Source organism: Streptomyces sp. NPDC090445, assembly GCF_044769385.1.
In the GTDB taxonomy this organism is placed as follows: Bacteria; Actinomycetota; Actinomycetes; order Streptomycetales; family Streptomycetaceae; genus Streptomyces.
Genome location: NZ_JBIVXV010000003.1, coordinates 146,099 through 169,640 on the forward strand (window position 1 = coordinate 146,099; position 23,542 = coordinate 169,640).

Sequence of the window (23,542 nt, forward strand, 5' to 3'; positions counted from 1 at the left end):
ATGCTGCACGCGCTCCGACCCGGGAAGTCCCAGCGGTGCATCCGTCGCGGGCAGCCCCGCAGCCCCGCAGCCCAACAGCCCCACGACCCACGTCCGTGAACACCTCAGGTGTGCCCACCCAAGGAGTCCCCATGGCCAATGGCCCGCACACGCCCGTCTCCAACCAGCCCGAGGAACTGGCCAACGCCGTTCCCGAACAGCCGGTCTTCGAAGGCCCGTCGGAGGGGGTGCAGGGCAGCCCCACGCCCTTCACGTCCGACGGCCTGGAACAGGTGAACGGCCACATGCGCAGTGCGCCGGAATCCATGCCCGAGACGTGGCGGGCGCCGACCGCCGTACTGCCCGACATCGGAGTGGCCTCCTTCGGCCCGCCGGACATGCTGGAGACGGTGCACCTCCCCGACGACCGCGTCCCGATCACGGACACCTCCAGCTATCCGTGGCGGGCCCACGCGTCCCTGCTGATCACCGCCGCCGACAACTCCCAGTGGATCGGGACGGGCTGGTTCATCGGCCCGCACACCCTGGCGACCGCCGGGCACGTCGTGTACATCAAGAACAGCGGTGTCCCGGGCCGAGACGGCTTCGTGAAGAGCATCCAGGTGATGCCCGGCCGCAACGGCTCGACCCTGCCCTTCGGCGCGGTCACGAGCACCAGCTTCCGCACCGTCACCGGCTGGACCGAGAGCGGCGACGAGAACTTCGACTACGGCGCCATCATCATCCCCACCGAACTCGGCGCCACCACCGGCTGGTTCGGCTTCGGCGCCTGGCCGGACGCCGACCTGCTCAAGACCTCCGTCAACATCTCCGGATACCCGGGGGACAAGCCTCCCGGAACCCAGTGGTACGACGGCCGGGGCGTCAGCTCGGTGAACCCCCTGAAGGTCTTCTACGACATCGACACCGCCGGCGGCCAGAGCGGCAGCGCGGTCTACCGCATCCACAACGGCGGCCGGTACGGCATCGCCGTGCACGCGTACGGCGGTACGACGACCAACTCCGGAACCCGGATCACCCAGTCCGTCTTCAACAACCTGGTGCAGTGGAAGGCGTGACGGGCCGGCGTCCCGCCGGGCCGCCGGACCGCCGGGCGGTGTGAGCGGTGCCCCCGACCGGCGGCGCCCGCACGCATCTGATCGGCGGTGTCGTCGTCGACACGGACGGCAGTCCGGCGCCGGGCGTGTCCGTCTACCTCGCGGGCGGGCCCGGCTCCTTCCCCGACGTAGCCGCCCTCACCGGCGCCGACGGCCGGTTCTCGTTCGCGGTGTCGGCCGAGGGCGTCTACACGGTGCAGTGCCGGGCACCGGACGGGAGGAGCGCCCAGGCGTCGGCCGCGGTCGGCGCCGGCGGAGCCGCCACCGTCGTGCTCCGGCTCGGCTGAAGCCGAGGTCGGGCCCGGGCCGCGAGCCCGGGCCCGACCCGCTACGCCGAAAGCTCCATCACCTCGATCAGCGAGGTCCGCGCCCGGGCCACCCGGGAGCGGACCGTGCCGACCGGGCAGCCGATGGCCTTCGCGGCATCGGCGTACGGCAGCCCCAGCAACTGGGTGAGGACGAACGCCTCCCGGCGCTCGCCCGGAATCGCCGCCAGGAGCTCGGCGAGCGCTATGCCGTCCTCGAAGCCCGGCACGCCGCGCGGCTGGCACTGCTCCGCGGCGGCCTGCCAGTCGTCGCGGTCGGACACCTTGGGCCGGGCGGCGGCGTACCGGAGGCTGTCCGCAACGGTGCGCCGGGCGATGGAGAGCAGCCAGGTGCGGGCGGAGGAGCGGCCCTCGAACCGGTGCAGGCTGCCGAGGGCCCGCAGGAACGTCTCCTGCGTGAGGTCGTCGGCTGCCTGCCGGTCGGCGCTCAGGTACGCCACGTAGCGCCACACGTCCCGGTGCAGGGCCCGGACGAACCCGTCCACGGCGCGGGGGTCGCCGCCGCGCGCGGCGAGCGCCAGCCGCGTCACCTGCTCCTCGGAGCAGGCGGCACGCGCGGTGCGGTCCGCGTGCGCGGGGCGGGAGGGGCGCGAGGGGCGCGGGCGGTGGGAGGTGCGGGTGGGCGTGGCGGGCATGGCGGTTGTTGTGGGCATGGCGGGGGTGGCGGGCGTAAGGGGCAGGCTGAGGGCAGGGGTCATCGCCACAGGTCCTTCACGAGGTGTCGGGATCCGGACCGGCGCGATCGGCGGGCCCGGTGCGTCGTACGGCCGCTGCCGGACGGCAGGGCCGAGACCCGAAGCGCGGGGGATGACCCGCGCCTTCGGGTGAGCCGGCTGTCAGACGACAGCGATCCCGGACGGCGGCCCCCGCGTGCCGAACGCATAGGCGAGCAGCAGCCGGCGGAGCGCGGAACCGTGGTGCGGCCGCCGCGAGCGGACGCGGGGCCGGTGGGGGTGGGCGGCCAGGCGGGGCAGCGGCCCCAGCGGTGCGAGGAACCAGCCGGCGAGCGCCCGCAGGATGCGGAACGCGGCCTGCTCGCCGTACGCGAGCCACAGGCCGCACAGGAGGGCGGCGAGCAGGTGGGCCGCGATCATGCCGCTCCCCGACACACCGGCCGTGCCGTGCATGCCGTGCATGCCGCCGATCCCGGCCGTGCCGTCGAACCCGGCGGCCGTACCGTCCATCCCGGCCGTGTCGACCGTGCCGGCGGCCCCGGCTGCCCCGTGTCCGCAGGGCGTGCCGTGGCCGCCCGTGCCCGCCGCCGTGTGGTGCATCGGCGGATGCGGAACGGGGGCCTGTGCCAGCGAGAACAGCTCGTGCAGCACCCCCTGGACCCCGACGGCGGCGGCGGTCACGGCCGACAGGCGCCGCTCCCGGCCCGCCAGGGCCCAGGCCGCGCCGGCCGTCGTGGCGAACGCCGCGGCCAGCGCCCAACCGGGCACACCGGCGCCCGACATGAGGGTGTGGCCGATGGCCGCGAGCAGCACACACGTGGCCGCGAACACCGCGGCCCGCACGGCTCGACACCATCGGTCAGAGGTCATAACGGGCTCATCCTTGCACTCCCGGATCCGGCGGGCACAGGTCGGTGGAGACAAGTCGGCTACTGCCATTCCGTTTCGGAAGCTGTGTCGTACGCCACAAATCCCTTCGGGAACCAGCGAGTTGCCGCTTCCGACTTCTGTCCCACGGCCACGGGCCGCCGAAACGGTGTGGAGACGGTACGAAGGGAGAACGGCGTGGAGCAGGCCCCTGCCCCGGGCGCGGCGACGGAGGCGGCCGGCGGCCCTCCGGAGCGCCGCGCGCCGACCGCGCTGCTCACCTGCGCCATGGGGTTCTCGATGCTCCAGCTGTTCCTGCTCGGTGCGCTCGGGCCGCGGCTGATGGACGAGTTGGAGGTCTCCGCGACCCTGCTGGGCGTCACGACGACGGTCGGCTTCGGCACCGCCGCCGTACTGTCCCCCGTCAGCGGGCGCCTGGTCGACCGGATCGGTCCGCGGCGCGCCCTCGTCGCCCTGCTGCTGGTCACCGCCGCCGCGCTCGCCCTGATCGCGGTGGCGCCCGGCGCCGGGGTGCTGCTGGCGGCGGTCGCCCTCGGCGGGCTGCCGCAGGCCCTGGCGAACCCCGCCACCAACAAGGCCGTCCTCGCCGCCGTCGCACCCGCCCGGCGCGGTGCGGTGACCGGCATGAAGCAGTCCGGCGTCCAGCTCGGCGCCTTCGCCGCCGGACTGCCCCTCACGGCACTGGCCGGCGGCATCGGCTGGCGCGGCGCGGTCTGGGCGGCCGCCGCGGCAGCCGCGGTGGTCGCGCTGTGGGCCGCCCGGTCCCTGCCCGCGGACCCGGCCCCGCCGGCCGGCGCCGCCGCGGCGCCGCTGCTGCCGCGCGGCCACGTCGCCTGGCTGGCGGCGTTCTCCCTGCTGCTGGGTGCCGGCATCGCCTCGGTCAACACCTACCTCGCGCTGTTCGGCGTACGCGAACTCGGCATGGGGCCGACCCCGGCCGGGGCGCTCGTCGCCGTCCTGGGCGTGGCCGGGATCGCGGGGCGCGTGGGCTGGTCGCGGACGGCCCGGCCCGGGCGCGCCGAATGGCTGCCCGGCGGGCTCGCGGCCGGGGCGGTCGGTGCCGCGCTCCTGCTGGCGGCCGCGGTGTACGCCGCCCCGCTGGCCTGGGCGGCGGCCGTCGCCGTCGGGGTGTTCGCCGTCTCGGGCAACGCGGTGTCCATGGTGCTGGTGATGCAGCGGGCCGTCGCCGGGAGGGCCGGCCAGGACTCGGCACTCGTCGCCGCCGGATTCTTCGCCGGATTCGCCGTCGGGCCGCCGCTGTTCGGCCTGCTCGCGGAGGTCGGCCGGTACGGTGCCGGCTGGCTGCTGGTGGCGGCGGAGTTCGCGGCGGCCGCCGCCGTGGCCACCGCCTGGGCCATCCGCGACCACCGCCGCACCGCGGAGACTCCCGCATGACCGCCGCCGACCCCACCCCGAACCCGCCGAGCACCCCACAGGCCCCGACCCGACCCGACGACCCCGGCCCGGGCCGGACGGCCGCCGGCCGCCGAGCCTCGGGGCTGACGGGCCACCGGGGCCAGGGCCTGACCGGCCGTGACCGGATCCCGGACGTCACGGGCGGCGACCGGGGCTCGGTCGCGCCGCGGGGCGGCCGGGGCTCCGAACTGACGGCCGGTGGTCGGGGTCCGGATGTGACCGGCGGCCGTCAGGGGCAGGGCCTGGCCGGTGAACGTCCGGGCTTGGGTCCGACGGGCGGGGGTTTCGGATGGGCGGGGGACGTGCTGGCGGTGGTGCTGAATCGGGTGGCTGTCACCCGGGACGGGGTCGGGGAGCGCTTTCCCCTGTTCGCCGACCCGGCCACCGGCCGCTGGACCACCACCGCCCGGGGCTCCTGGACGGGCGGCTTCTGGGCCGGACTGCTGTGGCTGCGGGCCCGCTGGACCGGCAGCGGCGAGGATCGGAGCGCGGCCGCGGAGTGCACCCGGCGCCTGGCGCCGTGGGCCGACGCCGACACGGCGACCCGCGGCCTCATCCTCTGGTACGGGACCGCGCTCGCGGCCGGGGACCGGGAGGCGGCCGCGCTGCTCCGGCGCGGAGCCCGCGCCTGCCTTGCGGCCGCGGACCCCGGCCTCGGCCTGCTGCCGTGGGGCTCCGCCCTGGGCGGGGACCGGTTGCAGGCCCGCGCCGACGGGGTGCCCGGCACGGTGCACCTGCTCGCCGCCGCAGGCCCGGAGGGGGTGCGGGCGGCCGGAGACCACCTCCACCGGCACCTCGACCTGTGCCTCGCCGGGGCCGGGGGATCCGGGGGCGCGTATCCGGCCTGGCGGTTCACGCCCGGGGCGGGGTGGCAGCCGTGCGCGGAGCCCCCGCCGGGGTGGAGCCGCGGCCGGGCCTGGCTGCTGCTGGCCGTCGCCGACGCCCTGCTGCACCCCGCCGCGTCCGCCTGGCGGCCGGACCGGCTCCGCGGGGCCGCCGAGGAGCTGCTCGCCACGTCCGGCGTGCTCGACGGCCCGCCCGTGCCGCCCGCCGACACCGCGCACCCCGGCGGGCCGTACGACACCTCCGCCGCGGCCGTCAACGCGGTGGCCCTGCTGAAACTGGCCCACACCGACACCCGGCGCGCCGAACAACTGCGGCGCCGGGCCGCCGGGATCCTGCGGCACCTGGCCGATACCCACCTCTCAGGCAGAGGCGGCGCCCGCCCCGCCGGCATGCTGCTCGACGGCTGCTACGACGCGCGGGACGGCACGGCCGTCCGGCACGAGCTGATCTGGGGAGACTTCTTCCTCGCACTGGGCCTGGCCACCCTCACCGGCCTGACCGGGGCTGCCGAGGCCTGAGGGTGTCGCAGAAGACCCGGTCCGGGGCGTTTCGCCGGCACGGGCGGACGCTCGCGGGCTTGCGGGCATACGGCAGCCCGCCCCGCTCTTCGGGTTCTCCCCGGCCACGGGTCTGCCGGCCGACCGGTTGCGGATCGTGGACGGCACCCTCGTCCCGGTCCGCGGCCGGCAGGCGGGGCCGCGTCCCGCAACCACCGGTCCTCGGCGAACGTACAGCGCGTCGTCGCCGCCGGCATTCGCCGTGCGGCCGCACCAGCCCGGCCGGCCCGGGCGACGACACCGACGCCCGCGGCCGGTGCGAGTGCGACCTCCCCGCCAAGGCCGTCCGTCGGCACGATGGATTTCGCGGACGGCCCCTCCTGCCAGGCCGGGAGGAGGCCGACGCCGGACACCGCCGGGTGCGGGCCCGCGTCGGACACGCCTCCGCGGCCCCGGCCTCAGCAGGACGCCGTGGTGCGTTGCTCGTACTCGCGCAGGACGCGGCGGGCCACCGACGTGATGTGGAGTTCGTCCGGGCCGTCGAGGATGCGTGCCGCCCGCCCCGTGCGGAACAGGGCGGGCAGCGGGGTGTCCGGCCCGAGTCCGGCGGCGCCGTGGACCTGGATCGCGGCATCGGCGACCTGCTGGAGCATCCGGGCCGCCGCGACCTTGGCGAGGCCGACCTCGGTGTGCGCGTCCTGCCCCGCGTCGAGCAGGGCGACCGCCTCGTACACCAGCGGCCGGGTGGTGCGCAGCGCGAGCAGGGCGTCGAAGACGTGCTGCTGGACGAGCTGGTGCCCGGCCAGGGGTCCGCGCGACCCGGTCCGGGCGACGGCCCGCCCGCACATCAGGTCGAAGGCGCGCCGTGCCTGCCCGAGCCACCGCAGGCAGCGCAGCGTCCGGCCGAGCTGGAGCCGCTCGCCGGCGATGGCGAGGGCCTGGCCGCGCTCGCCCAGCAGGTGGTGGCCGGGCACGACGACCCGGTCGAGCTCGATCTCCCCTTGGCCGGCCGCGCCCAGCACCGGCAGTTCGCGTACGAAGCGGAAGCCGGGCGAGGCGGTGGGCACGAGCAGCAGCGACAGGCCCTCGCGGTCCCCGTCGCCGCCGTCGGTGCGGGCGAGCACGGTGACCAGGTCCGCGTCCGCGGCCCCGGAGGTGAACCACTTGCGGCCGGTGATGCACCAGCTGCCGTCCGCCTGCTGCCGGGCCCGGGTCCCGGTCAGGAACGGGTCGGTGCCCGGCACATCGGGCTCGGTCATCGCGTAGCAGGCGCGCAGCTCCCCGGCGACGATCTGCTCCAGGTACCGCTCCCGGACGACGGGGTCGCCGTACCGGGCGAGCATCCGTACGTCCAGCAGCGGGGCGGAGCCCAGGACCGCCGGCCCGTGGTCGCTCGCGCCCTCGGCCTCCGCCGCCCCGGCGTACTGCGCCAGCGTCAGGCCCCCGCCGCCCAGTTCGGCCGGCAGCGGCAGCGCCCACAGCCCGGCCTCCCGGGCGGCGCGCCGCAGCCGTGCCCGGACGGCCGCCGCCGCGGGGCCGCCCGCGTCCAGTACGGGCTCCTCCGGCAGCACGCGGCTCCGCGTGAACTCCTCGACGCGCTCGCGCAACGGCCCGGCATCCGGGGCCTCCTGGCCCCGTACGGGCGCTGAACGGTCTCGACTCGGCACGGTTTTCCTCCAGTTCGCCGGGAACCCGTGGGAACGGCTGTCCGACTGACTTTTCCGTGGAACTGGTCGGGCGCGAGCCCCGACGGGTTCCCGCGTTCCACACGACCTCGGGCGCACCACACCACCGCGCCCGGAGAGGAGAGGCATGGCGTCACCAGTCACCACGAGGACGGTCCGGCCACTCGACACCCTGCGCTTCGACATCTCGGGGCCCCCGCAGATCACGGACGTCGTCGCGGACCACCTCCGGCTCCTCGGCGCGGAGCGGGCGACCTCGGCCGACCCGGCCGCCGCACCCGCCGCGCACGCCGGGCCCATCGCGGCCGCCGGGCCCATCGCGCCCACCGGGCACGCCGTGCTCACCGGTGCGGGCTTCGCCCCCGCCGAGGCGGCCACCGTGTGGGCGGCGCCCGGATCGGGGATCGCCGACGAGGCGACCGTCCAGGCGGCCACCGGGATCATGGCCGTCCACGGCCGCCGTGACGGCGCACCGCACGGCCTGGCGGCCGACTACGCCGCCACCGCCACCGGCATCCTCACCGTGCAGGGCCTCCTCGCCGGGCTCCTCGCCCAGGCCCGAGGCGGCGCCCCCGCCCGGGTCGAGACGCGCGCCGACCACGCCGGGCTGCTCGCCGTCTCCCAGTACCTCGCGGCCGCCGGGGCGGACGAGGCCGAGGCCGTCGCCCCCGCTCCCGGAGGGCCGCCCTTCACCTCCGCCGAGGGGGTCCGGTTCGAGCTGGAGACCCTTGACGCCGGGGTGTGGGCCGCGTTCTGGCGCGCCCTGGACGCCCCCGCCGACGCCCTGCGGGCCGGCTGGCGCCCCTTCCAGTTCCGCTACGCCACGGCCAGCGCGCCCCTCCCGGACGCCCTCCACCGCACCACCCGGTCCCACGCCTTCGCGCGGATCCGGCAGGCCGCCGCCGACGCCGGGGCCGACGTGTGCGCCCTGCGGACCCTGGCCGAGCGGGCCGCGGAGCACGACGGGGCGGCCCCCTGGACCCTGGACCCGCTCGGCACGCCCCCGGCGGACCCCGGAACCGCCGTGCGCCGCAGACCGGCCCCGTCCCCCGGCCGCCCGCTGGCCGGGCTCACCGTCGTGGAGGCCGGCCGACGCATCCAGGCCCCGCTCGCCGCGCACCTGCTCGGCTTGCTCGGCGCCGAGGTCATCCGCGTCGAACCCCCGGGCGGCGACCCGCTGCGCGGCATGCCGCCCGCCTGCTCGGGAACGTCCGCGCGCTGGCTCGCCCTCAACCGCGGCAAGCAGGCCGTCGAGATCGACATCAAGGCGCCGGGCGACCGGCGCAGGCTGTACGAGCTGGTGGCCGGCGCCGACGTCTTCCTGCACAACTGGGCCCCCGGCAAGGCAGGCGAACTCGGCCTGGACGCCGAGCACCTGACGGCCGTACAGCCCGCGCTCGTGTACGCGTACACCAGCGGCTGGGCCGGCCGGATCGGCGATGCCCCCATGGGCACCGACTTCATGGTGCAGGCCCGCACCGGCGTCGGCGAGGCGGTCCGCCCGGACGGCGAACCGCCCGCCCCCTCCCTCATGACGCTCCTCGACGTCCTGGGCGGGCTGACCGGCGCCGAGGCCGTCCTCGCCGGACTGCTGCTGCGCGAACGCACCGGCCGGGCCGTCCGCGTCGACTCCTCCCTCCTGGGCGCCGCCGACCTCCTCACCGCCCCCGCACTGCGCCGGGCCGCCTCCGGCGGGGAACCCCGGCGGCCGGCCGGGTTCCGGCGCCCGCTGCCGACGGCCGACGGCTGGATCGCCCCGGGCGACGACTCCGCGGCCGTGGTCGCCGCCGTCGCCGACGCCGTCCGCGAACTCCCCACGGACGAGGCCCTGCACCGGCTGCGGACCCGCGGCCTCACCGCCACCGCGGTCACCACCGACCTCGCCGCCCTGCACCGCGATCCGCGTTTCGCCGGCTCGATCGGCCGCGACGCGCACGGTGCCCCCGCCGTTCCCGACCCGTGGAGCTTCGCATGACCGCCTCCGCCCGGCCCGTACTGCACGACCTGCTGCCCGCCGCCCTCCGCCGCTCCTGGGCGGTCGACGGGACCTGCCCCGACCTCGACCTCTACAGCCTCCAGCGGGCCCGCCAGATCGCGGACCCGCACCGCACCGCCGTCCTCGACGCCAAGGGCGCCCTCTGCTACACCGCCCTCGACCGCAAGGCGCGCTCGCTGGCCGCCGGCCTCCGGGACCTCGGCGTGCGGCCGGGCGACGTGGTCGGCGTCCAACTGCCCGACCAGCGCAATGCCGTCATCGCCGACCTCGCGATCGCCGCGCTGGGCGCGGTCGCGCTGCCCTTCCCGGCCGGCCGCGGCGCCCGGGAGGCCGCGTGCCTGCTGCGCCGGGCCGGTGCAGTCGCCGTCATCGCGGCCGCCGACCACCGGGGCTGCCACCACGCCGCCGACCTGCACGCCCTGTCGGCCCGGCTGCCCGCGCTGGCCCACGTCATCGCCGCAGGGCCGGGCAACGCCCCCGAAGGAACGATTCCGCTGGCCTCGCTGACACGGACCGACCCGGCCGGATTCACCCCGGCCCGGCCCGACCCCGACAGCGCCGCCCGGATCCTCGTCTCCTCCGGCTCCGAGGCCGAGCCCAAGATGGTCGCCTACTCGCACAACGCGCTGGCTGGCGGCCGCGGCAACTTCCTCGCCTCGCTCATCCCCGACGGCCGGCCGCCGCGATGCCTGTTCCTGGTGCCCCTGTCCACTGCCTTCGGATCCAACGGCACCGCCGTCACCCTCGCCCGGCACGGCGGCACCCTCGTCCTCCTCGACCACTTCACCGCCGACGCCGCCCTCGCGGCCATCCGGGAGCACCGGCCCACCCACGTCCTCGGCGTGCCGACCATGGTGCGGATGATGCTCGACCGGCTCGCCGAGACCGGCGGGGAACTGCCCGCGCCCACCGCCCTGGTCCTCGGCGGGGCACCGCTCGACGAGACGACCGCGGCGGCCGCCGCCGACGCCTTCGGCTGCCCGGTCGTGAACCTCTACGGATCCGCCGACGGCGTCAACTGCCATACGGGACTGGACCACCGGACCCCGCCGACCGACTCCCACGGAGCCGTCGCCGGCCGCCCCGACCCCAAGGTCGCCGACATTCGCATCACCGACCCGGACACCGGCGAGCAGCTCCCGGCGGGCCGGGTCGGGGAGATCACCGCCCGCGGGCCCATGACCCCCCTCTGCTACGTCGGCGCCCCCGAACTCGACGCCCGCTACCGCACCCCCGACGGCTGGGTCCGCACCGGCGACCTCGGCTTCCTGGACGACGGGGGAGTGCTGCACGTGGTCGGCCGCCTCAAGGACGTCGTCATCCGCGGCGGCGCCAACATCAGCCCGGCCGAGGTCGAACGGGAGCTCACCTCGCACCCCGAGGTCCGCGACGTGGTGTGCGTCGGCGTCCCGGACGCGCTGATGGGCGAGCGCCTGGCGGCCTGCGTGGTGCCGCGCGCCGACCGCACCCCCACCCTGGAGGCCCTCGGCGCCCACCTCGCCGGCCGCGGCCTCGACCGGCGCAAACACCCCGAGCGGCTCCTCCTCGTCCCCGAGCTGCCGCTGACCCCGGCCGGCAAGCCCGACCGCGCCGCCCTCCGCGCACGCCTGACCGCGGCCCCGGCCCCGGCGCCCGTCCCCGGACCGCGCCGGCCGCACCACGACACCACAGGGAGCACACGGTGAAGCGGCGGGACCTGCTCCGCTCCTCCACCGCCCTCGGCGCCACCGCGGCGGTCACGGGCCTCGCCGGAACGGCCGCCGCCCCGGCCGCCGCCTCCGGGCAGCCCGCCGCGGCGGACGGGAAGCCGCTGCGCGTGCACCTCGTCATGTTCGACGGAGTCGAGGAACTGGACTTCGCCGCACCGTACGAGGTCTTCTCCGCAGCCCGGTTCTTCACGAAGCGCACGATCGACGTCCGCTACGTCACCGTCTCCGCCCCGGGCCCGGTGCACGCCGCCTACGGCACGACGGTCCAGGTCCCCCACCGCTGGGCCCCGCACGAGGCCGACGTGCTCCTCGTACCGGGCGGGGGATACGCGCGGCGGGAGGACCCCGGAGTGTGGGCCGAGATCCGCCGGGGCACCCTGCCGCGGGCCCTGGCCGCGGCGGTACGGCCCGGGCTCACCGTTGCCGCGGTGTGCACGGGCGTCATGCTGCTGTCCGCCGCCGGGCTGACCCGCGGGCGGCCCTGCACCACCCACCACCGGGCCCGGCCCGACCTGGCGGAGCAGGGCGGCGTGCTGAAGACGGCGCGGGTCGTGGACGACGGCGACCTGGTCACCGCGGGCGGCATCACCTCGGGCCTCGACCTCGCGCTCCGGCTCGTACGCCGTGAACTCGGCGCCGAAACGGCGGCGTCGGTGGAGGCCATGCTCGAATACGAGGCCCGCGGCACGGTGTGGACGCCGGACGCGCCGCCCCGCCGGTAGCGCGCGGGGTGGGAGGGCGCGCGGCGTCCTCCCACCCCGACCGGGGCCGGCGCGGGTCAGGAGCCGCCCATGGCCTTCTTCAGTTCGGCGGCCGCGTTGCGGTAGACCGGCAGCAGGTCCAGGTCCGGCCCGGGATAGTTGACGATCTTCACCTGCCGGGCGCCGGTGTCCGGCAGCACCGTGCCGGTCGACATGTGGGCGTTGTCCAGGACCAACGAGGGCTTCTTGGCGGACAGTTCGGCCAGCTGCGCGGGCGTCACCGGCTCCGGGCCGAAGCTGCCGACCGTTGTCGCCCCCGCGAGCTTCGCCGCCCAGACCGTGAAGACCTGGGAGACGGCGTTCGGGCTGGTGCCGCCCGGCCAGGCCGCCTTCACCTCCCCGGAGAGGCGGGCGTATTCGCCGTCGAAGCCGGACTTCCACTGCGCGGCGGCGGACTCGGTGCCGAACAGCGCGCCGAGCCGGGCCACTTCGGCGCCGACCTTGTCGGCATCGTTGTCGAGGTTCACCTCCACCAGCTTCGCCCGGGAGCCGGCCGCCTCCTTGATCTTCGCCGCGTACGGCTCGAAGGGGGCGTACAGCACGAAGTCGGCCTGGGCCACGGCGGCGAGGTCGGACGGCTTCGGGTCGTAGTCCGGGGCGTGGTGCACCGACTGCGGCACGATGACCTTCACGTTCTCGGCGCCTGCGGCCTTGGCGAAGGCCCCCTCCCAGGTGGTGGTCACGACCACCACCGGCTTCGCCTTCCGCTCCCCGGCCCCGGCCGAGGCCGCGGCGGTCGGCTCGGACGAGGTCCCGCCGCCGTCCGCGCAGCCGGCGGTGAGGAGCAGGGCCGCGCTCAGTGCGGCGAGGGGGGCGATACGGACGCGGGTGCGCGCCATGTGGTGTTTCTCCGTTCGGGTACGAGGTGGACGGCGAGGACGACCGCCCCCGCCGTCAGGACGAGAACCGGACCGGGAGGCCAGTCCAGCCAGAGGGCGAGGAGGAACCCCGCCAGGTTGACGGCGACGCCGATGCCGACCGCCCACAGGGTGATCGACTTCAGTGAGCTGCCGAGGCGCCGCGCGGCGAGCGCGGGCAGCAGCGTGAGCGCGTCGACCAGCAGGGCGCCGGTCAGCTTGAGCGCTCCGGCGACGGAGACCGCGACCAGCACCAGCAGGGCGGTCGTCAGCAGCCGTACCGGCACCCCGCAGCACTGGGCCAGCTCCCGGTCGTACAGCAGCAGGGCCACGTCGCGGCGGCGCCACAGGAACAGGCCGGGGACGGCGGCCGCGAGCACCCCGAGGACCACGAGGTCGGCGGTGCCCACGGACAGGATCGAGCCCCACAGCAGCGCGAACGCCCCGGAGGCGTTGACCCCGGACACGGCGAGCAGCAGCAGGGCGGCGGCGATGGCGAGGCTCATCAGCAGCCCCATCGCCCCGGACAGCCCCGCCGGGGTGCGGGCCAGCGGCGCCACCCCGGCACCGGAGAGGGCGCAGGCGACCAGGGCGCAGAGCATCGGGTCGAGCCCGGTCAGCAGGCCGGCGGCGATGCCCAGCAGGGCCACGTGCATCATCGCGAAGCGGACCGGCATGATGTCGAGCCCGACGATGACGACCCCGATCACCGGCAGGCCGATCGCCGCGAGCAGCAGCGCCGCCCCGGCGCGCTGTACGGGGACCAGCTGGAGCAGGGCGCCGACATCGGCGGTGGCGAGGGTGGTCACCGGACCTCCCGCAGCCGCCCGGCGGCCATTTCCAGGATCCGGTCGCAGCGTTCGGCCAGGGCCCGGTCGTGGGTCACCACGACCAGGGTGACGGGCAGCGCGGAGAGTACGTCGGCGGCCTCCGCCTGGCCGGCGAAGTCGAGGGCGGCGGTGGGCTCGTCCGCGAGCAGCACCCCGGCCCCCGCGGCGACACAGCCGACGGCCCGGGCCAGGTACATGCGCTGGAGCTGGCCCCCGGAGAGGGTGTGCAGCGGCCGCTCCGCCAGCGCGGCCACGCCCAGGCGCTGCGCGGCCTCGGCGGCCTCGGGCGGGGAGGTGCCCGCCGCGAGCAGTTCCCGGCCGAGCAGGGGGAAGCGGCCGGCGGCCGGCTTCTGCGGGATCCAGGCGCAGGCCCGGCGCCGCCAGGCCCACTCGGCGGGTGTGCGGGCGTCGCGGCCGCCGACCAGGACGCTGCCGGCGGCGGGCCGGTGCAGTCCGAGGACGGCCCGCAGCAGCGTGGTCTTCCCGGATCCGTTCGTTCCGGTCAGCGCCACCCGCTCGCCGGCCGCGACCTCCAGTTCGGCGCCGGTGACGGCGTCGACCCTGCCGTGCCGGCAGCTGACCCCGCGCATCCGTACGTCCAGTCCACCCATTCCCTGCCTCCCTGCCGCGGTGCGTGCAGGAGCGGGACCGGAGCGGACGGCTCCTGCCTGCCAGTAGTCGGCCGGCGGGGGCGCCGGGTTCCCGCGGGATCGGGCGGGATCCGCCGGCGGCGGCGGGCGGGGCTGCCGGGAGGGCTACCCGGCGCGGTGGCTCACCAGCCGAAGCGGCGGTCCACCACGGCGGAGAACTCCTCGAAGGTCAGGACGCGGTCGCCGTTCTGGTCGGCCGCGTCGAAGAGGGCGGAGGACTCGGCATCGTCCCCGACCCCCCAGAAGGGGATCACTCCCTGCGCGGCGAGGGTGGGGCCCTTGGCCCGGAGGGCCCCGATGACCTCGGCACGCGTCAGGGTGCCGTCCTGGTCGAGATCGAGCGCGTCGAAGAGCCTGCGCGCCTTTTCGCTCATCACCATGTCCTGCTTCCGTGGGACTGTACGCGCCGGTCGGCCGGCGCGTCCTGTGCAGAGGGACGCAGGGTCCGGCCGCCGGGTTGCACACCGGCCGGCCGACCCGGCCGATCCGGTCGGCCCGTCGGGCTGCGGGTGCGTACGCCGAAGGGGGCGTACCCGCCGTTCCGGCAGGTACGCCCCCGAGGGGAGCGGGCGGGGGAGGACCCGCTCAGGGGTTGATCAGGACCGGCCCGCGGTCTTCGGGCTGCTGTCGGCCGCGGCCCGCGCCGCGATCTGCGGGTTGCGGGACTTCAGCACGGCCCAGCCGATGGCCAGGCAGACCGCCCAGCCGGCACCCACGTACAGGGAGATGCGGCTGTCGGGGTCGATGGCGATCATCGCGGTGACCAGCAGCAGGAACGCGACGGCGATCCAGCTGCAGATCGTGCCGCCGGGGGCCGGGAAGGAGGAGGCGGGCAGCTTGCCGGCGTCCACCGCGCGGCGGTAGCGGATGTGGCTGACGAGGATCATCAGCCAGGTCCAGATACCGGCGGCGGTCGCGACCGAGGTGACGTAGCCGAAGGCCTTCTCCGGGACGACGTAGTTGAGGACGACGCCGATGCCCATGAGGGCGGCGGAGAGGGTGATGGCCACGGCCGGGGTCTTGGTGGAGCTCAGCTTGCCCAGCAGCTTGGGGGCCTCGGAGTTGGCGGCCAGGTCGCGCAGCATGCGGCCGGTGGAGTACATGCCGGAGTTGCAGGACGACAGGGCGGCGGTGAGGACCACGAAGTTGACGATGGCCGCACCGGCCGGGATGCCGATCTTGGCGAAGGCGGCCACGAAGGGGCTGACGCCCGGCTGGAACTCGGTCCACTTGACGACCATCAGGATCACGCTGAGGGCACCGACGTAGAAGACGATGATGCGCCACGGCAGGGTGTTGATGGCCTTGGGGAGGGTCTTCTCCGGGTTCTCGGACTCGCCCGCGGTGACGCCGACGAGCTCGACGGCCAGGTAGGCGAACATGACGCCCTGCAGGGTCATCAGGCTGGAGCCGACGCCCTTCGGGAAGATGCCGTCGAAGGCCCAGAGGTTCGACACGGCGGCGGTGTCACCGGCGGCGCTGAAGCCGAAGGTCACGACGCCGATACCGATCACGATCATGCCGATGAGGGCGGTGACCTTGACCATCGAGAACCAGAACTCGATCTCGCCGAAGATCTTCACCGAGATGAGGTTGGCGACGAACAGGATCACCAGGAACACCAGGGCCGTCACCCACTGGGGGATGGCCGGGAACCAGTAGTGCATGTAGATCGCCGCGGCGGTCAGCTCGGCCATGCCGGTGACCACCCACATGAGCCAGTACGTCCAGCCGGTCACGAAACCGAAGAACGGACCGAGGAACTCGCGGGCGTACTCCGCGAAGGAACCCGAGACGGGCCGGTACAGGAGCAGCTCGCCGAGTGCCCGCATGATGAAGAAGACGATCACGCCGGCGAGGGCGTACATCAGGATGAGGCTGGGCCCGGCCTTCGCGATGTTCGCGCCCGCGCCCAGGAAGAGGCCGACGCCGATGGCGCCGCCGATGGCGATCATCTGGACCTGGCGGCTGCCGAGCCCGCGCTCGTAGCCCTCCTCGGGCGTGCTGCCCGCGGCCGTGTTGTCGCCGTTGTGCTGTTCGACCTGCGTCGAGGTCATGCTGTGGTGCGCCTTTCCGCTCCATGCCGATCCGCGCCGCGCACGGCTGCGAATCGGGTTCCGATCCCCCGGATGCTGATGGAGTTGCTGCCGGCGGTGGCCGGCTCCAGCGCCCCTGCTCGGACGAGGGTGGTGTCCGGCAGGCGGTCGTGAAGATGTACCACGCCCGGCCACGACGGACCGTGGCGCACATCACCGGCATAACGGTCATTCGCCTGTGACCTGGCCGAAAGACCCTTCCTCGGTGACTCGATCGTTATCCGGATCTGAGCCTCCGCTGAGCGAACGCCGATTGCCACCACGGCAATATGTGCCATGTGGAACGCGCCCCTATCGGAAGGTGAACACGGAGCGTGGCCGCGCGCGCCCGACGTCGGGCCTCGGTCGCATCTCCGCCGTCCGCTGCGCAGGACCGACAGGCCGGCCGCAACAGTGGGACCATGCGAACGCTCCGGCCTTCGACCGCAGTTGGAAGAGCAGGCCGCCCGATGCAGTGCACATCCCGCACCCGTGCCGCCCCCGCCGCGGTCGCCCCGGCCGCCGTCGGCACCGTCACCGTCGGTGTCGGAGCGGCGTGCGACGGCAGCTGCGCCGGATGGCCGCCGCAGGAACGAATAAGCGGGTGAAGCGAGCGCACGGGACCCGTCCGGAACCCGTCGGCACCGGTTGACGGGAACGTCCGGCCGCGCCCCCGGACCGGGGAGCGCCGCATCGTCCGAGTACCGAGGAGGTCCGATGACGGGCCGAGCATTGATCGTCGTCGATGTGCAGAACGACTTCTGCGAAGGCGGCAGCGTCCCCGTGAAAGGGGGTGCGGAGCGGGCCAGCGCCATCGAGGAGCTGGTCCGTGACCGGGCTCCCGGGGAGTACCACCGCGTGGTGGCCACCCGGGACCACCACATCGATCCCGGGGGCCACTTCTCCGCGGACCCCGACTTCCGCGACTCCTTCCCCGTGCACTGCCTCGTCGGCAGCGAGGGCAGCGAGTTCCATCCGCACTTCCTGCCCGCCGTGGCCGCGGGATCGGTCGACGAGGTCTTCTTCAAGGGCGCGCACTCGGCCTCGAAGAGCGGCTTCGAGGGCGCGACCGCCGAGGGCACCGCACTCGCCGAGTGGCTGCGCGCCCAGGGCGTGGACACGGTGGACGTCGTCGGCATCGCCACCGACCACTGCGTGAAGGCCACGGCCCTCGACGGGGTGCGCGCGGGATTCGGCGTGCGCGTCCTGCTGGACTACACGGCGGGTGTGGCCGCCGCCACGACCGAGCAGGCGGTCGACGAACTGCGCCGGGCCGGGGTCGAACTCACCGGCACCCCCGTCGTCCTCGCCTGACGGAAACCGCAAGCGGGAGGATTGCGCCGGAGGGGCGCACCCGTGATCGTTTCTGCGGTGAACCGCCCCCGCCGTCGGAGTGAGGCACCGGGGCGGACGCGGTCCGCGGCCCGCGGCCCGAACCGCAGAACGTTGGGCGTGATCAGGAAACTCGCGCGGCGCGGTGTCCCCGCGCCCGCCCTCACCGCCCTCTCCCTCGCCGCCGGCCCGGCCCCGGCCGGGCCGGCGGCCGCCGAAGCAGCCGCCGCGGCCCGGGACACCGCGTCCCCGTACAGCTGCTCGCGATCAACGACCTGCACGGCAACCTCCTCCCCGTCGACGGAGCGGCCGGCCGCATCACCTGCGTCACGCGGTGGCCCGGTACCGGGGCGGGGCGGGGCGGGCCGCCGCGGCCGACCGCCCGGCGCCGGGCGCGCCGAGGCGCCGGGGTGCCGGGGTGCCGGGCGGCCCGGACCGGTCGCGGCGGCCGCCGTGCCGGTCAGCCCTGCTGCGCGGGGCCGAGGGCGCCGATCAGGGCCTGCACGGCCGCGACGGCGCTGCCGTCGTGGTCGCTGCCGGCCGTGCCGCTGCTGCGGTACTGGACGTTGGCGGCCCGGTCGACCTCCAGGAACGAGTCGGCACCGGAGTTGTCGACCACCGTGATCAGACTCCCGCCGGCCGCCGCGGGCGCCGCCGCCGCACCGAGCAGGGCCGCGGCGAGCGCCGGGACGGCCGCCGCCCGCACCCGCCCGCCCGGCCGCCGGCTCACGCCCCCACCCGTTCGGGAACCGGCCGCAGCCGGGCCACGTTGTCCTCCAGGAGCCGGGTCGCGGCGGCGACGCCGATCCCGCCGTCGGCGGTCACGAGGGGCAGGCGCCCGTCGTCGCGCCGCAGGTCGCGCAGCGCCGAGTCCATCGCCTCGTGGGCGGCGAAGAGGCACGGCGTGCTGTAGATGGCCACGTCCACGCCGAGGTCGGCCAGCTCGCCGAGCGAGAGCCGCGGCGACTTCCCGCCCGCGAGCTGGTTGAACAGCAGCGGCTTGGCGCCGACCACCTCCCGGATCCGCCGGATCCACTCCACGCTGCGCACCCCGTCGACCAGGACGACGTCGGCACCGGTGGCCGCCAGGCGCTCGGCCCGGTGCAGGATGTCGGCCTCCTCGGTGGCGTCCGTACGGGCCACCACGACCATGTCCCGGCGGACGGCCAGCACCATCTCCAGCTTGTCGAGGTACTCCTGGAGGGGCAGCACCTGCTTTCCGTCGGCGTGCCCGCACCGGCGCGGGCGCTGCTGGTCCTCCAGGATCACGCCGGAGGCCCCGATGCGCTCCAGCCCCTCCACCACGTGGCAGGCCACCTCCGGGTCGGCATAGCCGTCGTCGATGTCCACGAGCAGGTGGTGCCGGGGGAACGCGCCGCGCAGGCGCTGCACGAAGGCGACCATGTCCGGCCAGGCGATGAACCCGATGTCGGGCAGCCCGTAGTAGGACGCGGCGAAACCGAAGCCGGAGACGAACATCCCGTCGTAGTGCCGGGCCGCGATGGACGCCGAGTACATGTCGTACACGCCGATCAGGGGCGTGGTTCCCGGCGCGGCGATCTGTTCCCGCAACTTGTTCCCGTAGGTCAACGCCTGACTCCTCGTCATGGTGAAGCAGCACAGAGACATGGCAGGACCGCCGCAACACGACGGTCCTTTACCAAAGCCCGATACTTTCGTGGGAGAACCGGGAAACTCCTTAGGCGAGCGCTTTGCTCACTCTCCAGGGGGAGTGAATTCACCGGGGAAACGTCACTGGGCGCGGACGCGGAGGACCGCCGTCCGCCGGTCCGGGGCAGATGGGCCCGGGCGTCCTCCCCGTCGGCCGTTCCTCAGCGGTCGTCGCGCATGTCGTCCAGGTCGCCCTCACTCAGCTCGTGCATGACGTCGCGCATCGTCGCGTCCTCCCGGCCCCGCTCGTGCGCGACCTCTTCGGGGCTGCGCGGCCGGCCGCCCGTCCTCAGCCGGTCCGGGTCCGGCGACCGCCCGCGGATCCGGTCCCTGTCCTGCCTGTCGCTGTCGCCGCCCATGGCCTTTCACACTCCCAGATCGTCCGCCCGTAGCCGGTCGCATCTGCTGCGTCACCGCGCGTGAGCGCACTGCTCGGCGGCGGCTGTCGCCGCGCCGACCGGCGCCTAACCGCTCGGCCGCCCGCCAAACCTCCGCCCGCCAAACCTCCGCCCGGCAGATCGCGGCCGGGTCATCGGCGCACGGGCTCGGGGGCCGGTCGCAAGCCACTGCACCGGCCGAAAGCTGCTGGAGCAGCAATACGCTCGGCGGCGCGGCCGACGCCTCAAGCCGGGCCGCGGCCCTGCCGATGCAGGAGGGGGCACCTCACAGGCCCGTCAGCCGACCCCGAGGAGCCATCCGTGCCGGAACCCGGACCCGGCCTCGACGCCTTCAACGCCGCGCTGGACGGACCCATGTACGTGGTCACGGCCGCGTCCGGCGGCGAGCGGGCCGGATGCCTGGTCGGGTTCGCCTCGCAGTGCTCGATCGAGCCGCCCCGCTTCGTCGTCTGGCTGTCGACCGCCAACCACACCCACACGGTCGCGCGCAGTGCCCGGTACCTCACCGTGCACCTGCTGCGCCGCGACCAGCGGGCACTCGCGGAGCTCTTCGGCGGCCGGACCGGGGACCGCGTGGACAAGTTCGCCCGCACCGGCTGGCGGCCTGGCCGCGACGGCAGCCCGGTGCTGTCGGACGCGGCCGACTGGTTCACCGGCCGGATCGAGGGCGTGCTCGCGGGCGGCGACCACGAGGGCTTCCTCCTGTCCCCGGTCGACGGGTCCCCGCCGGCCCCCGGCCCGCCCGGCCCGCCCGTCCCGCCGCTGAGGTACGCCGACGTACGCGACCTGAAGCCCGGCCACCCGGCATGACGCGCGGGCGACGGGGCAGGCGCCGACCAATGGTGTCCGGGCGGCCGGCCCGGACCGCTGGATCGGAGGCACCCCATGGGACACGGTGGAGACGTCGTCAAGGAACTCACTGCCGATCACGACGAGGTGAAGGACTACTTCACGCAACTGCGCACCACCACCGAGGGCCAGCGGCGGCGGGAGGTCGCCGACCTGCTGACCATCGAACTCGTCCGCCACTCGGTCGCGGAGGAGCAGTACCTCTACCCGGCCGTCCGCGAACACCTCGACGGCGGCGACCGGATCGCCGACAAGGAGATCGCCGACCACTCCCGGGCGGAGCAGATGCTCAAGGAGCTGGAGGAACTGGACCCGTCCGGACCGGAGTTCGAGCGGTGCCTGATCGAACTGCGCACCGAGGTCCTCGCCCACATCAAGGACGAGGAGGAGAACCTCTTCCCGGCCCTGCGGCACAACTGCCCGCAGCAGGACCTGGACGACCTCGGCGACAGCATCCGGCGCGCGAAGAAGCTCGCGCCGACCCGCCCGCACCCGGGCAGCCCGTCCACCCCGCCCGCCAACAAGCTGCTCGCCCCGGGCCTCGGCCTCGTCGACCGGGCACGGGACCTCGTCACCGGCCGCGGCAAGGCGGCCTGAGCCGCCGCGGCTCCGCCCACGGAGGCACGGAAGACACGGAAGGAGAGGGTCATGCCCCGCGGCTCTTCCCCGAAGCGGGAACGACAGTACGAACACATCAAGGAGTCCGCGCTGGACCGCGGCGAGTCCGAGAGGCGGGCCGAGGAGATCGCCGCCCGGACGGTGAACAAGGAGCGTGCCCGCTCCGGCGAGTCGGACACCGCCAGCCGCTCCTCCACCCACGACATGTCCTCGTCCAAGCGCGGCGGACAGCGGTCGCACAGCGGCTCCGGAGGACCGACGAAGGAGCAGCTGTACAACGAGGCCAAGGAGCGGAACATCAAGGGCCGCTCCCGGATGGACAAGGCCGAACTCAAGCAGGCCCTGGGCCGTTGACCCGGTGCCGGGTGCCGGGTGCCGGGTGCCGGGTGCCGGGTGCCGGGTGCCGGGTGCCGGGTGCGCGGGTCAGCGGGAGGCGGTGCCCGGTGCGGCATTGCGCCAGACGGTCACGTCGAGCGTGAGGTAGGTGCTCGACGAACTCTCCGGGGACATGCCGCGGACCGTGACCAGGCCGATGTGGCCGGTCCCCGTCGTGAGGCACATCTGGCGGCCCACCCCCAGCTTGTTGACGTACACGTTCTCCGTGAAGCGGGTCTCGGCGCGGCAGGCGGCGAGTGATCCCTCCTGGCCGGGGTCGAGGAGTGCGAACGTGCTTCCGCGGCTCTCGGCGTCGAGGTAGCCGCCGGTGTCGTACGAGAGCTCGTAGTTCCCGTCCTCGCCCTTCTGGGGGTGCAGCGGGTCCTCGCCGAGGGTGAGGTGGTAGCCCGCGGTCAGGTTGATGTTCTTGTAGTCGGCCGGCGCCGGGTCGGGTCGGGCCCCGCTCGCGGAGGGCTTCGCGCCGGTCCCCGTCCCGGTGGCGCCGTTGCCGCTGCCGCCGGCTCCGGAGGAGGCCGACGAGCCGCCTTCGGCGTCCTTGCCGTTGACCAGGCCGTACACCGCGGCCCCGCCGAAGACGGCCGCCGCGATGATGGCGGCCGCGACGGCCCGGCTGCTCCGGCCCGCCTTCGGCGGCTGCCCGCCCGCGGCCCCGGCCTGGGCCGGGAACGGGAGCTGCGGAGGGAGGTACCCCGCCTGCGGCTGTGGCTGCGCCGGCTGGGCGGGGGAGAACTGCGTGGGAGCGTACGGGTTCACGGCGGGGTGCGGCTGCTGCGGTGCCTGCGGCGGGGCCGCAGACGGCACTGCCGTGGGCGGGGTCGCGGCGGCCGTTGGCGCGTACACGGGTCCGGACGGTGCCGTCGGCGCGTACCCGGGGCCGGACGGCGCCGTCGGCGGATGGGCCGGGGCCGCCGGAGCCGCCGTGGCCGCGGGCGGTGCCGGAGCGGCCGGTGCCGCGGGCTGGGTGGCGGGTGCCGTCGGCGGATGGGCCGGGGCCGGGGCCGGGGCGGGGGCGGGGGCCGCGGACCGGGCGGCGATCTCGGCGGTGACCGCCGCCGGAAGCCAGTCCTCGGCCCGGCGCAGCGAGGTGGCGTCGTTCGCGGACCGGCACAGGGCGATGACCTCGGCGACCGGCGGCCGGGCCGCCGGGTCCTTGGCGAGGCAGCGGGTGACGAGCTCGGACAGCCGCGGCGGCAGGCCGGACAGGTCGGGCTCCTCGTGCACGATCCGGTACAGCACGCCGTGCGAGGAGCCCTCGCCGAAGGCGGGCGCGCCGGTGGCGGCGTACGCGGCGACCTGGCCCAGCGCGAAGACGTCGGTGGCGGGCCCGACGCCCCGGCCCGCGGCCTGCTCCGGGGCCATGAAGGAGGGGGTGCCGACGGCCACGCCGCTGCCGGTGAGGGAGGTCGCGTCGGCGGCGTGCGCGATGCCGAAGTCGATGAGCCGCGGGCCGTCGGCGGCCAGCAGGACGTTCGACGGCTTGAGGTCGCGGTGCACGATGCCCGCGCCGTGGATCACCTGGAGCGCCTCCGCGATGCCCGCGACGAGCAGCAGCACGGTCTCGTCCGGCAGGGCGCCGTGCGCCGACACGGCCGCGGCCAGCGAGGGCCCCGGCACGTAGGCGGTCGCCAGCCAGGGGTGCGCCCCGTCGGTGTCGGCGTCGATGACGGGCGCGGTGAACAGGCCCTGGACGCGGTGCGCGGAGCGGATCTCCTGGGTGAACCGGCGCCGGAACTCGGGGTCCTCCGCGAACTCGGGGCGGATCACCTTGATCGCGACGGGGCGGCCGCCGGGGGTGTGGGAGAGGTAGACCTTGCCCATGCCGCCCGCGCCGAGCCGGGCACCGATGCGGTACCCGGCCACCGTCGCCGGGTCGTCGGGACCGAGCGGCTCGAAGTGCGCGGCCGGCGCGTCCGCGCGGCCCACGCCGTCCCCGGCGTCCGGATGCTGACCGTTCGTCACCTTGCTGACCCC

General features: G+C 75.4%; 23 protein-coding genes. 11 read left to right on the top strand and 12 right to left on the bottom strand.

Features of this window, described 5'->3' with window-relative positions; genetic code table 11:
• Window positions 1–131: 131 nt before the first annotated feature.
• Together ACIQUT_RS08760 and ACIQUT_RS08765 are read left to right on the top strand one after the other, a co-directional pair.
• Window positions 132–1,058 (top strand): trypsin-like serine peptidase, encoded by a 927-nt coding sequence (locus tag ACIQUT_RS08760; RefSeq protein WP_403560888.1) that lies wholly within the window; start codon window positions 132–134, stop codon window positions 1,056–1,058.
• Between the two features lie 47 nt (window positions 1,059–1,105).
• Window positions 1,106–1,384 carry a carboxypeptidase-like regulatory domain-containing protein gene (locus tag ACIQUT_RS08765; protein WP_403560890.1) on the top strand — a complete coding sequence of 93 codons (279 nt, stop codon included), beginning with the start codon at window positions 1,106–1,108 and terminating at the stop codon, window positions 1,382–1,384.
• Window positions 1,385–1,425: 41 nt separating this feature from the next.
• Here the strand turns inward: ACIQUT_RS08765 and ACIQUT_RS08770 are convergent, their stop codons facing one another.
• Both ACIQUT_RS08770 and ACIQUT_RS08775 read right to left on the bottom strand, forming a co-directional pair.
• Window positions 1,426–2,058: a sigma-70 family RNA polymerase sigma factor gene (locus tag ACIQUT_RS08770; RefSeq protein ID WP_403561644.1), complete on the bottom strand. Its 633-nt coding sequence runs from the start codon at window positions 2,056–2,058 to the stop codon at window positions 1,426–1,428.
• Window positions 2,059–2,259: 201 nt separating this feature from the next.
• Window positions 2,260–2,967, bottom strand: a complete 708-nt coding sequence (locus ACIQUT_RS08775; RefSeq protein WP_403560891.1) for a hypothetical protein — start codon at window positions 2,965–2,967, stop codon at window positions 2,260–2,262.
• A gap of 195 nt (window positions 2,968–3,162) precedes the next feature.
• On the opposite strand from ACIQUT_RS08775, the gene ACIQUT_RS08780 reads away from it, so the two are divergent.
• A complete protein-coding gene (locus ACIQUT_RS08780) occupies window positions 3,163–4,380 on the top strand; it encodes an MFS transporter (RefSeq protein WP_403560893.1) in 1,218 nt (405 codons plus the stop codon).
• Complete coding sequence (locus tag ACIQUT_RS08785; RefSeq protein WP_403560895.1) at window positions 4,377–5,765, top strand: sugar ABC transporter permease; 1,389 nt, start codon at window positions 4,377–4,379, stop codon at window positions 5,763–5,765. The genes ACIQUT_RS08780 and ACIQUT_RS08785 overlap by 4 nt, the downstream gene beginning before the upstream one ends.
• Window positions 5,766–6,202: 437 nt before the next feature.
• Here ACIQUT_RS08785 and ACIQUT_RS08790 read toward each other — a convergent pair whose 3' ends face one another.
• Complete coding sequence (locus ACIQUT_RS08790) at window positions 6,203–7,411, bottom strand: acyl-CoA dehydrogenase family protein (protein WP_403560897.1); 1,209 nt, start codon at window positions 7,409–7,411, stop codon at window positions 6,203–6,205.
• A 145-nt stretch (window positions 7,412–7,556) separates the two neighbouring features.
• Between ACIQUT_RS08790 and ACIQUT_RS08795 the strand changes: the two genes are divergently transcribed.
• Genes ACIQUT_RS08795 through ACIQUT_RS08805 form a run of 3 tightly spaced genes read left to right on the top strand, consistent with a single transcriptional unit; the run spans window position 7,557 to window position 11,856 of the window.
• The gene (locus tag ACIQUT_RS08795) at window positions 7,557–9,404 is read left to right on the top strand and encodes a CoA transferase (protein ID WP_403560899.1); all 1,848 of its coding nucleotides are present in this window, start codon (window positions 7,557–7,559) and stop codon (window positions 9,402–9,404) included.
• Complete coding sequence (locus tag ACIQUT_RS08800; RefSeq protein WP_403560901.1) at window positions 9,401–11,110, top strand: class I adenylate-forming enzyme family protein; 1,710 nt, start codon at window positions 9,401–9,403, stop codon at window positions 11,108–11,110. Before ACIQUT_RS08795 ends, ACIQUT_RS08800 begins: the two co-directional genes overlap by 4 nt.
• Window positions 11,107–11,856 (top strand): DJ-1/PfpI family protein, encoded by a 750-nt coding sequence (locus tag ACIQUT_RS08805; RefSeq protein WP_403560903.1) that lies wholly within the window; start codon window positions 11,107–11,109, stop codon window positions 11,854–11,856. Before ACIQUT_RS08800 ends, ACIQUT_RS08805 begins: the two co-directional genes overlap by 4 nt.
• A gap of 56 nt (window positions 11,857–11,912) precedes the next feature.
• On the opposite strand, the gene ACIQUT_RS08810 is transcribed toward ACIQUT_RS08805, so the two are convergent.
• The 5 genes from ACIQUT_RS08810 to ACIQUT_RS08830 all read right to left on the bottom strand — a co-directional run bounded on the left by ACIQUT_RS08810 (window position 11,913) and on the right by ACIQUT_RS08830 (window position 16,289).
• Window positions 11,913–12,734, bottom strand: a complete 822-nt coding sequence (locus ACIQUT_RS08810) for a metal ABC transporter solute-binding protein, Zn/Mn family (RefSeq protein ID WP_403560905.1) — start codon at window positions 12,732–12,734, stop codon at window positions 11,913–11,915.
• Complete coding sequence (locus ACIQUT_RS08815; protein WP_403560907.1) at window positions 12,692–13,561, bottom strand: metal ABC transporter permease; 870 nt, start codon at window positions 13,559–13,561, stop codon at window positions 12,692–12,694. Before ACIQUT_RS08815 ends, ACIQUT_RS08810 begins: the two co-directional genes overlap by 43 nt.
• Window positions 13,558–14,193: a metal ABC transporter ATP-binding protein gene (locus tag ACIQUT_RS08820; RefSeq protein ID WP_403560909.1), complete on the bottom strand. Its 636-nt coding sequence runs from the start codon at window positions 14,191–14,193 to the stop codon at window positions 13,558–13,560. Before ACIQUT_RS08820 ends, ACIQUT_RS08815 begins: the two co-directional genes overlap by 4 nt.
• A gap of 161 nt (window positions 14,194–14,354) precedes the next feature.
• A complete protein-coding gene (locus ACIQUT_RS08825) occupies window positions 14,355–14,606 on the bottom strand; it encodes an EF-hand domain-containing protein (RefSeq protein ID WP_403560911.1) in 252 nt (83 codons plus the stop codon).
• 222 nt (window positions 14,607–14,828) lie between these two features.
• Complete coding sequence (locus ACIQUT_RS08830) at window positions 14,829–16,289, bottom strand: amino acid permease (protein WP_403560913.1); 1,461 nt, start codon at window positions 16,287–16,289, stop codon at window positions 14,829–14,831.
• Window positions 16,290–17,024: 735 nt separating this feature from the next.
• On the opposite strand from ACIQUT_RS08830, the gene ACIQUT_RS08835 reads away from it, so the two are divergent.
• Window positions 17,025–17,621, top strand: coding sequence for an isochorismatase family protein (locus ACIQUT_RS08835; RefSeq protein WP_403560915.1), 597 nt, complete (start codon window positions 17,025–17,027; stop codon window positions 17,619–17,621).
• Between the two features lie 478 nt (window positions 17,622–18,099).
• Here ACIQUT_RS08835 and ACIQUT_RS08840 read toward each other — a convergent pair whose 3' ends face one another.
• The 3 genes from ACIQUT_RS08840 to ACIQUT_RS08850 all read right to left on the bottom strand — a co-directional run bounded on the left by ACIQUT_RS08840 (window position 18,100) and on the right by ACIQUT_RS08850 (window position 19,669).
• Window positions 18,100–18,369, bottom strand: coding sequence for a hypothetical protein (locus ACIQUT_RS08840; protein WP_403560917.1), 270 nt, complete (start codon window positions 18,367–18,369; stop codon window positions 18,100–18,102).
• Window positions 18,366–19,229, bottom strand: coding sequence for an oxaloacetate decarboxylase (locus ACIQUT_RS08845; RefSeq protein WP_403560919.1), 864 nt, complete (start codon window positions 19,227–19,229; stop codon window positions 18,366–18,368). Before ACIQUT_RS08845 ends, ACIQUT_RS08840 begins: the two co-directional genes overlap by 4 nt.
• Before the next feature lie 242 nt (window positions 19,230–19,471).
• Entirely contained in the window at window positions 19,472–19,669 is a 198-nt protein-coding gene (locus ACIQUT_RS08850) for a hypothetical protein (protein WP_403560921.1), read from the bottom strand.
• Window positions 19,670–20,062: 393 nt separating this feature from the next.
• On the opposite strand from ACIQUT_RS08850, the gene ACIQUT_RS08855 reads away from it, so the two are divergent.
• The 3 genes from ACIQUT_RS08855 (at window position 20,063) to ACIQUT_RS08865 (ending at window position 21,529) form a co-directional block, all read left to right on the top strand.
• Window positions 20,063–20,518 carry a flavin reductase family protein gene (locus tag ACIQUT_RS08855; RefSeq protein WP_403561646.1) on the top strand — a complete coding sequence of 152 codons (456 nt, stop codon included), beginning with the start codon at window positions 20,063–20,065 and terminating at the stop codon, window positions 20,516–20,518.
• Window positions 20,519–20,593: 75 nt separating this feature from the next.
• The gene (locus ACIQUT_RS08860; RefSeq protein ID WP_403560923.1) at window positions 20,594–21,154 is read left to right on the top strand and encodes a hemerythrin domain-containing protein; all 561 of its coding nucleotides are present in this window, start codon (window positions 20,594–20,596) and stop codon (window positions 21,152–21,154) included.
• Between the two features lie 51 nt (window positions 21,155–21,205).
• Window positions 21,206–21,529, top strand: a complete 324-nt coding sequence (locus tag ACIQUT_RS08865; protein ID WP_403560925.1) for a plasmid stabilization protein — start codon at window positions 21,206–21,208, stop codon at window positions 21,527–21,529.
• A 69-nt stretch (window positions 21,530–21,598) separates the two neighbouring features.
• Here ACIQUT_RS08865 and ACIQUT_RS08870 read toward each other — a convergent pair whose 3' ends face one another.
• Entirely contained in the window at window positions 21,599–23,530 is a 1,932-nt protein-coding gene (locus ACIQUT_RS08870) for a serine/threonine-protein kinase (protein WP_403560927.1), read from the bottom strand.
• Window positions 23,531–23,542 lie beyond the last annotated feature (12 nt).

Coding starts and splice junctions, on each gene's coding strand:
- ACIQUT_RS08865 (WP_403560925.1), top strand. CDS start 21,206: ATGCCCCGCGGCTCTTCCCCGAAGCGGGAACGACAGTACGAACACATC.
- ACIQUT_RS08770 (WP_403561644.1), bottom strand. CDS start 2,058: ATGCCCGCCACGCCCACCCGCACCTCCCACCGCCCGCGCCCCTCGCGC.
- ACIQUT_RS08855 (WP_403561646.1), top strand. CDS start 20,063: ATGTACGTGGTCACGGCCGCGTCCGGCGGCGAGCGGGCCGGATGCCTG.
- ACIQUT_RS08835 (WP_403560915.1), top strand. CDS start 17,025: ATGACGGGCCGAGCATTGATCGTCGTCGATGTGCAGAACGACTTCTGC.
- ACIQUT_RS08850 (WP_403560921.1), bottom strand. CDS start 19,669: ATGGGCGGCGACAGCGACAGGCAGGACAGGGACCGGATCCGCGGGCGG.
- ACIQUT_RS08860 (WP_403560923.1), top strand. CDS start 20,594: ATGGGACACGGTGGAGACGTCGTCAAGGAACTCACTGCCGATCACGAC.
- ACIQUT_RS08820 (WP_403560909.1), bottom strand. CDS start 14,193: ATGGGTGGACTGGACGTACGGATGCGCGGGGTCAGCTGCCGGCACGGC.
- ACIQUT_RS08830 (WP_403560913.1), bottom strand. CDS start 16,289: ATGACCTCGACGCAGGTCGAACAGCACAACGGCGACAACACGGCCGCG.
- ACIQUT_RS08810 (WP_403560905.1), bottom strand. CDS start 12,734: ATGGCGCGCACCCGCGTCCGTATCGCCCCCCTCGCCGCACTGAGCGCG.
- ACIQUT_RS08760 (WP_403560888.1), top strand. CDS start 132: ATGGCCAATGGCCCGCACACGCCCGTCTCCAACCAGCCCGAGGAACTG.
- ACIQUT_RS08785 (WP_403560895.1), top strand. CDS start 4,377: ATGACCGCCGCCGACCCCACCCCGAACCCGCCGAGCACCCCACAGGCC.
- ACIQUT_RS08825 (WP_403560911.1), bottom strand. CDS start 14,606: ATGAGCGAAAAGGCGCGCAGGCTCTTCGACGCGCTCGATCTCGACCAG.
- ACIQUT_RS08795 (WP_403560899.1), top strand. CDS start 7,557: ATGGCGTCACCAGTCACCACGAGGACGGTCCGGCCACTCGACACCCTG.
- ACIQUT_RS08775 (WP_403560891.1), bottom strand. CDS start 2,967: ATGACCTCTGACCGATGGTGTCGAGCCGTGCGGGCCGCGGTGTTCGCG.
- ACIQUT_RS08800 (WP_403560901.1), top strand. CDS start 9,401: ATGACCGCCTCCGCCCGGCCCGTACTGCACGACCTGCTGCCCGCCGCC.